10 protein-coding genes are annotated in these 13,961 nt (G+C 58.2%); 8 read left to right on the top strand and 2 right to left on the bottom strand.

All coding sequences use genetic code 11. The features are described from left to right. From B5F23_RS09800 to B5F23_RS09410, 3 genes are all read left to right on the top strand, one after another. Positions 1–272 (top strand): hypothetical protein (locus B5F23_RS09800; RefSeq protein ID WP_206392350.1); only part of this gene is annotated, 272 nt, incomplete at its 5' end. After that, entirely contained in the window at positions 269–3,316 is a 3,048-nt protein-coding gene (locus B5F23_RS09415; protein ID WP_087354247.1) for a DEAD/DEAH box helicase family protein, read from the top strand. The genes B5F23_RS09800 and B5F23_RS09415, both read left to right, overlap by 4 nt. Further along, a complete protein-coding gene (locus B5F23_RS09410; protein ID WP_087354244.1) occupies positions 3,313–4,599 on the top strand; it encodes a Shedu immune nuclease family protein in 1,287 nt (428 codons plus the stop codon). The genes B5F23_RS09415 and B5F23_RS09410 overlap by 4 nt, the downstream gene beginning before the upstream one ends. A gap of 183 nt (positions 4,600–4,782) precedes the next feature. On the opposite strand, the gene B5F23_RS09640 is transcribed toward B5F23_RS09410, so the two are convergent. Both B5F23_RS09640 and B5F23_RS09405 read right to left on the bottom strand, forming a co-directional pair. Next, positions 4,783–5,262 (bottom strand): hypothetical protein, encoded by a 480-nt coding sequence (locus tag B5F23_RS09640; RefSeq protein WP_143786405.1) that lies wholly within the window; start codon positions 5,260–5,262, stop codon positions 4,783–4,785. A gap of 8 nt (positions 5,263–5,270) precedes the next feature. Next, positions 5,271–6,089, bottom strand: a complete 819-nt coding sequence (locus B5F23_RS09405; RefSeq protein ID WP_087354241.1) for a hypothetical protein — start codon at positions 6,087–6,089, stop codon at positions 5,271–5,273. A 264-nt stretch (positions 6,090–6,353) separates the two neighbouring features. Here B5F23_RS09405 and B5F23_RS09400 point away from each other — a divergent pair, with 264 nt between their 5' ends. From B5F23_RS09400 to B5F23_RS09635, 5 genes are all read left to right on the top strand, one after another. Beyond that, a complete protein-coding gene (locus tag B5F23_RS09400; RefSeq protein WP_158096162.1) occupies positions 6,354–7,469 on the top strand; it encodes an SAVED domain-containing protein in 1,116 nt (371 codons plus the stop codon). Then, a complete protein-coding gene (locus tag B5F23_RS09395) occupies positions 7,462–8,592 on the top strand; it encodes a nucleotidyltransferase domain-containing protein (RefSeq protein WP_087354235.1) in 1,131 nt (376 codons plus the stop codon). Before B5F23_RS09400 ends, B5F23_RS09395 begins: the two co-directional genes overlap by 8 nt. 711 nt (positions 8,593–9,303) lie before the next feature. After that, a complete protein-coding gene (locus B5F23_RS09385) occupies positions 9,304–12,249 on the top strand; it encodes a DUF4268 domain-containing protein (RefSeq protein ID WP_158096161.1) in 2,946 nt (981 codons plus the stop codon). A gap of 528 nt (positions 12,250–12,777) precedes the next feature. Then, on the top strand, positions 12,778–12,972 hold the full coding sequence (locus tag B5F23_RS09380) for a type II toxin-antitoxin system Phd/YefM family antitoxin (protein ID WP_241145849.1): 195 nt from the start codon (positions 12,778–12,780) through the stop codon (positions 12,970–12,972). 351 nt (positions 12,973–13,323) lie between these two features. Next, positions 13,324–13,961, top strand: a 638-nt coding sequence (locus tag B5F23_RS09635) for a macro domain-containing protein (protein WP_206392349.1), incomplete at its 3' end; no start/stop codon positions are given.

The raw sequence follows: 13,961 nt of genomic DNA, 5'->3' as shown, positions 1-13,961 counted from the left end.
GGGCATATGCCAATTTGGAGGTATTCCTTGCGACCGCCACGGGCATCAGGGTGCGCTCGTGTTCTCTTAACTGGAAGAAGCTGGGCAATCTGCCAGCGCTCGTCCCGCCGGCTGAGGAGCAGCATCGCATTGCCGACCATCTCGACGAGCGATGTGCGGCAATTGATTCCATCATCGATGCGCGAACGAATCAGCTTGCCCGGCTCGAGGATTATCGCAAGTCACTGATTCACGCATATGCGACCGGCAAGAAGGAGGTTCCGGCCTCATGAGCAACACGCGATCGAAGGGCGAGCTTGGGTTCCAGCGCCATATCATCGACAGTCTGTGCGCCGATCCCCGCTGGTGCGAGCGCAAGGCGAACAGCAGCTACGACCGCGAGCACGCCGTTGACCGCGGCATACTCGAAGGCTTCATTTCCGACACACAGCCCGACGCCATGGGCGCGCTCAAGCGCACCTATGGCGAGCGGGCCCTAGACGTGGCAATCGCTGAGTACGAGCGCGCTTGTCGCGCCACGCGGACCGCGCAGGTTGACGTGCTGCGCAGCGGCATTGACGTGGGCAGCACCCACATCGACCTGCTGTACGGCAGGCCCGCCTCCGATCTCAACCCGGAGCTTACGAGGAAGTACGGGTCGAACCGCCTCTCCGTTATGGAAGAGGTCTGGATCGATGACGACTCGCGCATCGACCTCGTGCTGTTCGTCAACGGCCTTGCCTGGGCGGCCATCGAGCTGAAGTACGGACCCGAAGGGTCCACCTGGCGTGACGCCGTCTACCAGTGGACCTATGAGCGCGATCACAAGAACAGGCTCGTCGAGTTTCAGGTCGGCACCATCGTCAACTTCGCCATGGATGAGACCGAGTGCCATATGACGACCAAGCTCGACGGCGAGGCAACGCGCTTCATTCCCTTCAACCGAGGTCGCGGTGAGGGCATCAACCAGGGCAAGGGCAACCCCGAGGATGATGGGTCGGGCGACTACCCGACGCATTACGTGTGGGATGACGTGCTGGCGTTCGACTCCGTCATCGAGCTGCTGACGAAGTTCGTCTTCGTGTCGCGCAGGGAGGAGTACGACCAGATCCACGACAAGCGGGTGCTCAAGGAGGCCGTTATCTTCCCGCGCTACCACCAGCGAGACGCCCTGCACAAGATGCTCGCGAGCGTCTACCGGCACAGCAGCGAGCTCAACTACCTCATCCAGCACAGCGCCGGATCGGGCAAAACCTACACCATCTCGTGGCTGGCGCACCGCCTGTCATCGCTGCACGGCGCGGACGGGGCGCAGGTGTTCGATACCGTGGTGGTTGCCACCGACCGAAAGGTCGTCGACCGGCAGCTGCAGGCGGCCATCAAGTCGCTCGAGCGCACGACCGGCGTCGTCAAGGTCATGGGCGAGGACTGCGGATCCGCCGACCTTTCGGACGCGCTGTTCGAGGGCAAGGCGAAGATCGTCGTGACGACACTGCAGAAGTTCCTCTACGTGGACGAGCTTGCAGGGAAGCTGAACAACCGTCGCTTCGCCGTGATTATCGATGAGGCGCACAACTCGACTGCTGGGCGCAACCTTCTGGCTATTCAGAACGCCGTTGGCGGCGAGGAGTCCGCCGAGGACGAGGACGTCACGGACGCCTACGAGCGCCTGGTGCGCAGCCACGGCAAGCGCGCAAACATGAGCGTATTCGCCTTCACCGCAACGCCCAAGCCACGCACACTCAAACTCTTCGGTGCGGTCAATCCGAAGAACCCCGATTTGCAAGTCGCGTTCCACACCTACTCGATGAAGCAGGCAATCGAGGAGGGCTTCATTCTCGATGTGCTCAAGAACTACATTGAGTACCGCACGTACTACAAGGTAAGTAAGGCGGTCGAGGATGATCCGCTACTGCAGTCGGCAAAGGCGAAGCGCGAGATTGCTCGCGTTGCCGAACTTGATGACACCAACATCAACCAGCGCATCGGGATTATCGTGGAGCACTTCCGCAACCACGTGCTGGGCGAGTGCGGTCTCGGCGGCAGAGAGAAGGCAATGGTCGTCACAGCCGGTCGCGAGGAAGCGGTGCGCTACCGCGCTGCCCTGCAAGCGTATATCGAACGCCATCGATACACTGACGTGCGCGCACTCGTCGCTTTCTCGGGCAAGGTTCCACTCGATGAGAAGCTCGATGGGTTTGCGGGATCGAAGACGGCTAAGGGCTGGGAATATACCGAGAGTGGTATGAACGGGTTCTCCGATTCAAAGACTGCCGATATGTTTGACACCGATGACTACAACGTACTGCTTGTCGCGGACAAGTTTCAGGTGGGATTCGACCAGCCGAAGCTCTGCGCCATGTACGTGATGAAGCGGCTTCGCGACGTTGAAGCGGTTCAGACGCTCTCGCGCCTGAACCGTATGCTCCCTGGCAAGAAGACTGTTGTGCTTGACTTTGTGAATACTTGCGAGGACATGGAGCGCGCGTTTTCCCGCTACTACACTACGACGATTCTCTCCAATACAGTTACCGTCTCGCAGCTCATCGAAATCGAGACACGCCTCGATGGCTATGACGTCATCGACGAAGGTGACGTGGAAAAATGCGCCGAGATCGTTCGCGGTGTCGCAACCAAGAAACTTACGGCGCGTGACGCCGCAAAGGCGAGTGCACTTGTCCGTCGTGCCAAAATCAGGCTTGAGAATATGTATCGCGGTGACCTTGTCCGGCAGGGCGAGTTTCGGCTAACCTGCAGCGGGTTCGTGCGGCTTTACGAGTTTCTATCACTTGCGAGTTCCTACGGCGACGCGAACATGGAGAAAAAGTACGGTTACGTCCGTGACCTGCTCGAGATTCTGGATACTGGTGGTAACGGTGGCATTTCGATCAAGGATAAGATCAATTTCGACAAGTTCACACAAAAGGAGATTGGCGACATGGGTACCAAGGATCGGACGCATCCGTCCGATCCCATGGTCTCGCTCGCCGGCGTAAGCACGAAGCTCACCAATGACGAGCAGGATAGACTTTCGGAAATCATTGCGGTAGTAAACGCCCGTGTGGGTGGCGACCTCGATTCCGATGTTGTTGTGTTCAACGGGCTACAAGTCAAAGAGCTTCTGCTCAGAACAGACGAGCTCAAGGCAAGTGCCCTGGCGAATAACGAGGAAGATTTCGCCATCGCTTATTACGATAAGGGGGAAGACGTTCTCTACGAAGGCCTGAACCAGAACAATAGATTCTTCGGCGAGGTCTTGAAGGACGACGAGCTCCTACGCAAGTTCCTCGGGCTTTACGTTCATGATGTTTACAAGAAGCTGAGGGGCGAGGAATGAAAAAGAAAGACATTTCGGAGTCTGAGGATTTGAATGGCGCTATTACTGTCGTTCCTACCTCACGGAGCTCTAGTAAGGCGACGCCCTTTGACTTGAAAGAAAGGACTGATCGCCTGCATGTCTATTTCAGTCCGGAGATTGTTGACAACCCAACTGTTCCGGCAAATCGTGTTGAAGGCGACCTCGTTTACGAACGAAAGAAACCGACTGAAAAACTCTTTCCAAGCGAATGCGGGGAGCAGGTTACTACCAGGTCCAGTGTCGGGTCCCACGGCGCTCTGTCAATTTCATTGAGCACTAGCGAGACGCGTGCTCTATTTGATGGGCTACAGCGGTTGTATGCGTTGTCCGGCTCTCTTGACGGCATACCATATGGAGAGACGAGCTTTGTTGAGGTCAACAGAAATCTGAAATCGGCTCTTTCCATCGTTCAGAATAACTTGCCAACTTTGGGCATGCTGAAAGACCCTGAAACTCTCGGACTGGTCAAGAACTTACTGCGCTTACTCGCGAGGGGCTTGTCTCGCGATCAGCTCTCGAGCGCTCTTGGCGATCTTGAGGAAGGGAGCCTTCTACAGTTATCGAACGGCCTGAACCTTGAAATCATGGAGCGTGCGGTCATGGATATCGAGAGACGCATCAACGACCCGGGCGCTACAGAGGACTACTGGCAGGATGATGTTTTTGCGAAGTACCCCTGGATAATAAGCCAAGTGTTTGCAACGCCCTGTGCCTTGATCAAATCAAAAGCGTACGTTGGGGGCACGACTGTTGACGGGAACGGGGCAAGTTTCGTCGACTTCCTGTATCGTAGCGAGCTGACCAGAGATGTCCTCTTGATAGAAATCAAGAAGCCGATTACAAATCTCCTGTCACACGAAGGCTATCGTTCAAACAGCTATCGAATTAGCACTGAATTAAGTGGGGCGCTCTCGCAGGTGCTCAGCTATCGGCAGACCCTAATGATCGAGTCTCGCGATATCGTCTCAAAGAGCGGCTTTAGGTTCGACGTGATCTCGCCGAAGTGCGCAATCATTATTGGCAACGCAAATGAGCTAATGGATGACGATGGCGTACTTAACCCTGCCAAACGAGACACGTTTGAGAATTTTAGAAGTTGTCTGAACGGCGTGATGGTTCTGACGTACGACGAATTGCTGCAGAAAGTGAAGAACCTCGTTAGCATCCTCAAGACGCCTTCATCTGAAACCAAAGATGTGCAGGCAGAAAAAGAAGACCAGGAAACCGACGATTTTGATTACTTCGAGGATATTCCCTTCTGAGAATCCCGCATTTCTTGTGACGCACCGATGGTCTGTACCCATCGTTTGGGTGCGGGCTGTCTTCTTGCCCGCCTTACCGGAGGGACGGGCAGGGTGCCGTCAAGATTCTTGCGCACTTTCCGACAGCCTGTTTGGCCAGGAAGATTATAGCCCGGACCTCCTTAGACTCGGGCCATACATCGCCTAAGTTCTTGACTGACAGATACGCGTTTTTTTCAGACGCCATGCCGCTCTGCCGACACCGACAACAATGACCGAAATAAGAATTAGGAGCTGGCCCGACCGACTGTGAGAGTGTGAAACCTGCTCGTTTAGAAACGCTCTTATCTCCGAATCTGTCCGCTTGCCCGACTCTGCGGTCTTGTCCATCATGTCTAGGAGCTCACGTCTCCGTTCGACTGTCAAGCCAGGCCTCTTAAACTCAGACTCATAAGCATTCATGAGCTGCATATTCTGTTCTTGAATCATTCTCCTTGTAGCTACTGCTGACGAAATCGCGCGCTTGGTATTTGTCCGGTCATCCCGCATCCAGGCTAGGACTTCCTCGAATATACCGTCAATTCGCCCATTGTCGAGGATCTGCTCGCGCGGCCTGTTGTGAATCACAATGGTCTTGGCCTCTTCGTGAGCCGGGATGCTCTCCCATCCAATCATCTCGTTCATGTGCTCTCCTACTGGTGAATGACCTCTCGGTCGCCCGTGTACTCAACTGAAGGATGTCCTATAAGGAACAGCTCGAGCTTTTCCGCCTCTGATATGCCGAGCTCAAACTCCGCTCCTTGCGTGTGGTCGGCATTTGCATACCAAACAGCGCGTTTCCCCTTTTCGTGAGACTTGCGGATGAGCACGCTGCCAGGCTCGTATAGCTTCTCGAAGCCCTCTGGGCAGTCCCCTAGGTTTACGCCCCACGCGTATTCGGCATCGGTAAAGCCCCGTCTGAGGGGAGCTGCCATCTCAGGTACCATCCATCCCGAAGCCGTCTTCAAGGCAGAACGAATCTTGCCCCTTCGGATCCAGACTCTTATCGTTGCTGGGGCTACCTCTCGCTCGTTTGCGAACTCATCTACGCTGAGCATCCTGCATCTTGTTTCGATGACCTCCAGTCGCGAGTCGTACTCCTCGACTTCAAGCCATTCGTCATTCCCGTTGTCCGCGATTTCGGCTAGAGAGACATGTCGGAGAAGGAGCGAGGTTCCATGGCTGTCGATTGCGAACTCGTAGCACCATCCTTCGTCGAGCACCTCGAACAGGGTGGTTTCCCTCACGCAATTGCGGAACTCGCGGAGGTTGTCCAGCTTCGCCTCGAGGTATCGCCTGCTTTCAAGGTCCTCTTCGGGACTCCTCGAAACCTGCCCTTCCGTCCGCTTCACTACGTCATCTATCCGACGGAGTAGCGCCTGTTTGGTAGTCATGTACTCCTGGTTGAAGAGCTCGCGCTTGCGGGTATTCAAGTCTTCATCTAGCTCAAGCAGTTCCTCTCGGCGTGACATCTTCCCTCCTTATTTTCAGGTGTTGGCAAAACTGTAACGCAACGGGTCATTTATTACAAGAGGTTCGGAAACGAGACGTACAGATGTCAGTTCTCCGGGCCGGCGCTCTCCACGCTTGTATGAGAGTCCTTGGCGAGGGGTATACTTTTTCAACAAGACGTGGAGTTGGGATTTCTACAACGTCTTGCCTTAACCAATCACATCCATATATAGTATGATATTGACCGTGTACCACAAGATATTGTGCCCGATATATGGATGAGGATGAGCAGAACCAGAAAGAGCATCAAAAAGAGGGTCTTGCTTTCCTTATGGTCTCGTGCCGCGGGAAGGTGCGAGCTCTGCGGTAAGGAGCTGGATGTCGCGCACGCCTTCGACGAGGTTGGCAACTTCGCACAAGTCGCCCATATCAATGCCTATTCGCCTGGTGGTTCACGCTATAAGGCTGGCTTGACCGAGGACGAGCTGAACGGCATCGACAACCTCATGCTCCTCTGTCACGAGCACCACAAGATGGTTGACGACAACGCCGACGACTATCCTGAGGAGGAGCTCAAGAGGCGAAAAGCAGACTGGGAAGGCTCGATAGCTGCCTTTGTCGAGGGGCTTGCGCCATCCCGTGCGCTCGTCGCCACGATGCTCCTGCCCGTAGGGGGAATGAACCCGCACGTCACCCCCGCTGAGCTTAACGCCGCCCTGCATGGGGAGGGGCTGTATGCCGCTAACCCGAAGGCATTCGACTTCGCGAAGGGCGTTGCTTTCCCATGCCGACTCCAAGAGGCGAGCCGACAGATTGAGCGGCGCATGGCGGCATTCGGGGACTCGTATGACGACCAGACAATGCCGGTGGCGGTATTCGCCCTCGCACCTCAGTCGCTCCTGATCAAGCTCGGGAGTCTCCTTGGCGGGATGTGTGACGTTAGGGTTTTCCAGCCTAGCAGGGTCGGACATGGTTGGGCTTGGCCCGAAGGAGGGGATCCAATCGACTTTTCAGCCTGCCAAATAGTCGATGGCCAGCCGGACTCATCCTGCGCCTTATTGGTGGTCAGCCTCAGCGGTGTCGTCAATATGAGGACCATCGTGGATATCCCCGAAGGTGTCCCAGTCTACGAGCTCACTACGACGAGCCCTGATGCTGAAATCGTCACCTGCAAGGAGACGGTGAGGACTTTCGTCAAGGAGGCGACCTCGCTCATTGACCGCATTCATGAGAGCTTCCCCGGGGTGAGGGAGCTGCATGTCTATCCGGCGATGCCCGCATCTCTCGCTGTGGCGCTCGGGACTGCCCTCAGGTTCAACTTGATTAGTAATTACGTAGTGCACGAGAAAGCCGACGGGACGTTCGGCGAGACACTATGCATCGGGAGGTGCGATGAATAAAGACAACAGCCTTCTCAATGAACTGTATGCTGCGCTTGCGCAGGAGCTTGACATCTCGGAGACCATGCGCAGGAAGGCGGAGATGGCCTACAAGAGCGTTGGAGAGTGGATTGACGGCGACACAGACCAGCCTGCCGACGTCTTCGTCCAAGGCTCCTTTGCCCTCGGCACCGTGACCAGGCCTGTTAGCGGCGAGGACGATGACTACGATATCGACCTTGTCAGCGAGCTCCCCGGCATGACCCATTTCAGTCCCCGGGCCATCAAGCATCACGTGGGCGACCGCCTCAAGGAGCATGGGACCTACGCACAGAAGCTCAAGCCTGAGGGCAAGCGCTGCTGGACGCTGCTATTCGACGAGTTCCACATGGACGTCCTTCCCTGCACCCCAGACCCGACGGTGTGCAGTACGACTGCGATCACCTTGACCAATCGAGAGCGCGACGGCGCGTACACCACGAGATCGAGTGACCCGAGGGCCTATCAGAGCTGGTTCGAACGGCGCATGGGCGATTCTCTCACCCATGCGCGACAGCGCGTGGTCGGGAAGGGCTATGCCTCGGTCGACAAGGTGCCAACATTTGCCGTTTCAACTCCGCTTCAGATGGCCATCAGAATCCTCAAACACCATCGCGACGTCATGTTCGAGGGGCGCGACGATGCGCCAATCTCCATCATCATCACCACGCTCGCAGCCCTGTCCTACGACCAACAGGCAGGGGTGTTTGACGCGGTGTCCGGCGTGCTGGGCTCGATGAGTGAGCACATACGACGCGAGGGAGGCCTCTACATAATCGAGAATCCCGTCGATTCGAAGGAGAACTTCGCGGACAGGTGGAACACAGAGCCTTGGAAGGCGCGGGCGTACTTCGACTGGATCAGCGCCGCACGCCACGACCTCGTCGACAAGCCGCTCGGTTCTGCTGGAATCGATGTGCTGTCGGACGGCCTTAAGGGCCCGCTGTCGGAGAATGTGGTCAGCAGGGCGTTCTCGAGGTTCGGCGATAGGATGTATGCCGAGCGCCAGGCGAACGCCCTTCACTATGGCACAAGGGAGGGAATCACGCTCGCAACTTCGGCGACTACCGTAGCAGTTCCGAACCACAGGTTCTACGGTGCGTAGCAGAAGGCCTCCAAGGGGAGGTGGCCTCCCTCTGTCTCTCCAGCTCCTGCATTTGCTTAGAAGCTACCCCGACTCGTCGGGCCGCATACTCCATGGTGGCAGGCTGGTCTGGCGGGCGACGGTGAAGCCGTCTGCCCTTAGTGACATCTACCGGGTGTGCATCGACGCAAAGCCCCGCTCGTTCCCGCAGGTTTGGGTCTCTGGCGGTGCAGTTGATCGATGCAAGGACCTTTCTTTGGTACCGCACAAGTTCGGCTATGAGGAGAAGCCGCCGCGTATACACGTCTGCCTCCAATACGGGGACTGGTCAACCGATCAGCTTTTCACAGAGACCGCCATGCCCTGGTGCAGCGAGTGGATTCTCCACTTCGAGATTTGGCTGACCACGGGTGATTGGCACGGCGGAGGCATCCATCCGGTGTAAGAAAAAGTATCCACCGCTCCTCCCGGGCCCTCCGTTTACGACCCGAAATGCCAGAACAGCAGGATGACCCTCGCAACGAACCTCATCCACGCGACGCAGAACCTGCCGACGAATTTCTGAACGGTATCCGCTATGCTCATCACACGCTTGGCCACGTCCATCTCACGTGCCTCTTCTCGTAGTCTTCCGCAACTACGATTGCGGCATCAAGCTGCTCGTGGCTAAGAAATCGCTCTGTGCCGTTGAGTAGAATGGACTCATCGATTTGCCTATCTTTTGGAGCCCACATGAACGCTGGACCACAGTCAATCGTCGGCTTACTTACCTCCGCAAACCAGCGGATGGTTATCCCCGTCTATCAGCGTGCTTACTCGTGGGACGAGGAGCAGTGCCGACAGCTGTGGGATGACATCGTTGCCGTCGGGCGGCGAAGCTCCGGCACGCACTTCACAGGCTCCGTGGTCATGGTGTTGGGAGGGGAGTACAGCGCTTCGGGCGTGAACAAGCTTCTTATCATTGACGGCCAGCAGCGCATCACCACGCTCAGCCTTCTCATCGCCGCGATGGCGGAGTTTGCCCGAGAGTATCCTGACAAGCTGACGCACGTCTCCTACGAGGAGATCATCGATAGCGGCTACCTTGTCCTTAAGTATAAGAAGGGGGAGGACCACTACCGTCTCACCCTTTCTCAGGGAGACGAGAGGACGCTCTGCTCCGTCGTCGACCATCTAGAGAACCCAGATGTCGAGATCGTGAGCGAGTCCCACCGAATCGTCGACAACCTCGCCCTCTTCCGGACGTGGCTGAGCAACATTGACGATCCCAACGTGGTCTGGGACGGCATTCAGCGGCTTGAAATCGTGGCCATAACCTTGGCGCAAGGCCAGGACAACCCGCAGCTTATCTTCGAGTCGATGAACTCCACAGGCAAGGACCTCTCCACGGCTGACCTGGTGCGCAACTTCGTGCTCATGGGCCTTCCCATGGACGAGCAGGAGGACCTCTATGCAAACTACTGGCGCAAGATCGAGGAGACGCTCGGGGCGGACAGCTACGACGAGGTCTTCGACGAATTCCTGCGCAACTGGCTGACAGTCATCAACGCTCCGACGAGTATTGTCGCGCGTGACGTGTACCGACTGTTCAAGCGTCATGTCATGGACAACGGCTACGACAAGCCTGGGCAGATGGCGGACCTCCTCAAGGAGATTCGTCGCTACGCAGGGCACTACGCGTGCATCACGGCTGGTGCCTGTGAGGACAAGATGCTCCGCGTTCTTCTCGCTCGTATTCAGAAGCTTGACGTCTCCGTCGTGAACCCGCTGCTCATGTCCTTCTTCGAGGACTATGTCGACGATGCCCTCTCGCATGACGACTTCGCCTCCATGCTGAGGACCACGGAGAGCTACCTCTTCCGTCGATCTGTGTGTGACGTCGCGACGAACAGCCTGAACAAGTTCTTCTCGTCCGTAATCGCGCGGCTGAACGCGGTGCGGGACGACGGCGGCAACATCCGCGAGGCCTATGAGGCGATTCTCTTGGGCGAGGAGGGGACGGCCCGGCGCATGCCGAGCGACGCGGAGTTCGAGCGGGCGCTCAGGACGCGCGACTGCTACGCGTTCAAGCGTGGCTTCTACCTGCTCACCACGCTCGAGAACAGCTGGCACGCGAAGGACCCGTTGGATTTCTCTGGAGGCGCTTTCTCCATCGAGCACATCATGCCGCAGAACGCGCTTGCTAGTGCGGAATGGCGCGAGATGCTCGGGGATGACTGCGAGCGCGTCTACGAAGAGCTCATCAACACGCTGGGTAACCTCACACTCACGGCGTACAACTCCGAACTTTCCGACGCACCCTTCGCGGAGAAGAAGGCGCATCTCAAGGGTGGTTTTGACCAGGACTACCTGGTGATCTCCAAGGAGCTGCATGACCTAGACGTGTGGGATGAGGACGCTATCCGCGGACGTGCCGAGCGGTTGGCGGAGCGTGCTCTCGAGGTCTGGCCGTTCCCGGAGCTGAACGCTGAGGTTGTGGCGTCGTACAAGCCGGTCAAGAAGGCCGAGCCCGCGATGAAGTCTATGACGTTCAGGGCGGTCTGCACCATGGCAGAGATTGCTCCGGGGGCTGAGCTGGTTGCCAGCGAGGGCGACCGTGCCGTTGTTGCCACGGTGACCGACGACTATGGCATTCGCCTCTTCAACGGGGATGTTCTCAACAGCCCCTCACGCGCGGCGACGCGGATGAAGGAGCTCGTGACCGGGAAGTATGTTGCCGCCAACGGGTGGAGGTACTGGCGCGTGGGGGAGAGCGGTCCGCTGCTCTATGACGTGCGGGCGAAGTGTCTTGCGGAGGTTACGAATCCCGACCTTAAGTCGCTCTTCTGGGACGGCTTCTACGACTATTGCGCCGAGCGACAGGACTTTGTGTCCGCGTATGCAGACCCGTCGGGTAGGGCAGAGAACAACGGGTGGTATGCGACGTTCGGGCTGGGCATGCGGGGCGTCCATGCGACGGCGTACTTCGCGCAGCGTGATGGTTGGGTTGGCGTGAATCTGTGGTTCACGGATGCGTCGCTGTACGAGGGGCTTGTCGCGCGCCGCGAGGAGGTCGAGGCGCTGCTTGCCAACCTTGGTGGAAAGATATCCTGGCGCGAGCCGAGCGAGAAGACGCGCGAGCTGCAGGTGCGACTGGACACAGACGTGAGCCCCGAGCACTGGGACGAGCTGTATGGCTGGCTCGTGACGGGGCTGCTACGAATGCGTGCGGCGGCGAAGATGCTGAGGGTCGAGAGCGATGACGCTGCTGACGGTGACCGATCGGAAAACGATGCTCTTCGCGAGAGCAGCGAGACGGGTAATCGCGGGCCTGCGAGGCAGCTTGTAGAGTCCGACTTTGATGAGCCTGGCATCCTTATCAAGATTTCAAACGTCAGCCCCTCGGAAATGAGTGCCCAAGAGCTGTATGACAGGATACGTGGCAACTGGCGGGTCAGTTTCACGAGGGCGTGCAACGCCAAGCTTGCCTTTGGCGTCCTCGGCGGTCGTATCGTTGAGGTCTACCGCATCGACGAGTGGCTTCCTGCGGGATATGGTGAGGCTGAGGGGCCCGAGGATGGCCGGTACCAGTTTGTCGGCTATCTTGCCAGCAACGAACTGCGCAAGCGATACAAGGGGCGGCTCGTTGTCGATTTGTTCCAAGGTCAGAACCCGATCAGGTACGTTGGTGGGGCGTAAATTGAATGAGAGCTTCCGGCTGTGTCGTTGGGCGTCCTGCTGCAGGTGATTAGCATGGCGTGCGATTTGCACGAGTTCCGCTTGGCCGCCCCGGTTATTGTCATCCTTGAGGGCGCGGCCAAATGATATCCGGTTGCTTGGCTAGGATGGGGGCAAGGTCGAGTCGCGTCGACAGGGCAGTCATGTGGAGCAGCTTTCGCGCGGTTTTGCGGACGGCCTGAGAGTTCTGCACCCCCGATAAGGCGGAGGCGGCCCCCATCCAGGGACGACTTGCGCGAGGGCTCGTACGACGAACGCCTGGAGAGGGAGGCGTAGATGTCACAGCCGTCGCGAGTTCTTCTCGACACAGACGTCTGGCTCGACGCGTTTGACGGCGCGTGACTAAACTCCCGTGGCGGTGCTCTCGGTCGACGACTTTCTTGCGCTGGTGGGGGAGTAGTCGGTTACATAGAGAGAAACCTCGATTTTGACGTGCGTTGTTACGTACGCTAATCGTAACGTACGCAACAACGTACGCAGGGAGGAGCCATGACCTCAATCAGCGCGACCGCGCTCCGCAAGGACATCTACAACATCATCGCGCAGACCAACGAGAACTGCGCGCCCATCGCCATCACCAACACCAAGGGCAAGGGTGCGGTGCTCATTGGTGAGGACGAGTGGGCGGCTATCGAGGGACCCTCTACCTCATGGGGATTCCCGGTATGGCCGAGTCTCTCGTAGAGGGTCGCGACGCACCCGTCGAGGACTGTGTGGACGAGTCCGCGCTGGAGTGGTAGCCATGTGGCGGGTCATCTTCACCAAGCAAGCTGCGAAGGACGCCAGTATTTCACGGAGGCAGGGCTGGAAGAGAGCCAAGCTTGTCTCGCAAACGGCCGAGTGGCGGCGCTTGGGCTCTGCGGCTGCCGTTGCTCCGTTTTACTCACTTCGTTTTACTCAAAAAAGTTGACTCAAAAAAGTTGAGTCAAAAAAACTGAGTGAGTTGGGCCTTGTACGACAAGCGCCGTCCTTCTCACTGCGTATCTGTCCGCCCGTCCTGCTACCATCGCCTCAAGGTCAAAGCGGGAGGTCACCATGCCGTTCTCCATCGTTCGCAATGACATCGCGCGCGTGCGCGCCGACGTGCTCGTCAACGCTGCCAACGAGTGGCTCGCCGCCGGGGGAGGGGTCTGCGGGGCGATCTTCGAGGGCGCGGGTGCGAGCAGGATGACAGCCGCGTGCGCGCAGATCGGGCACTGCCCCACGGGCTCGGCGGTGACCACGCCGGGCTTTGACCTGCCGTGCCGCTGGGTGGTCCACGCGGTGGGTCCCATCTGGCGAGGCGGGACGCATGGCGAGAGGGAGCTCCTGCGGAGCTGCTACCGCAGCGTGTTTGCCGAGGTGGAGCGCCTGCGCGCGGCGTCGGTGGCGTTCCCGCTCATATCAGCCGGCATCTTCGGCTATCCCGTGCGCGAGGCGCTCGACGTCGCGCGTGCGGAGGCGTCGGCGTTTCTCGACGGCCACCCGGACGTGGAGGTGACGCTCGTCGTCTTTACGCGCGACGTGGTGGCACAGGGCGTGGCGCTCCTGGGCGAGCTGCGCGAGTACGTGGACGACGCGTACGTGGAAAACAGCCCGCACCTGTACGACCGCTCCGCCGAGCTCCGCGAGCTCTGCGCCCCCGAGGCGTACCCCACCGCGTGGACCACCCAGCGGCACGGCAGGTCAAAGCC

Source organism: Olsenella sp. An188 (genome assembly GCF_002160255.1).
In the GTDB taxonomy this organism is placed as follows: Bacteria; Actinomycetota; Coriobacteriia; order Coriobacteriales; family Atopobiaceae; genus Thermophilibacter; species Thermophilibacter avistercoris.
Note: the sequence above shows the minus strand (reverse complement) of the source record. Positions and strands in the feature narration are given on the sequence as shown.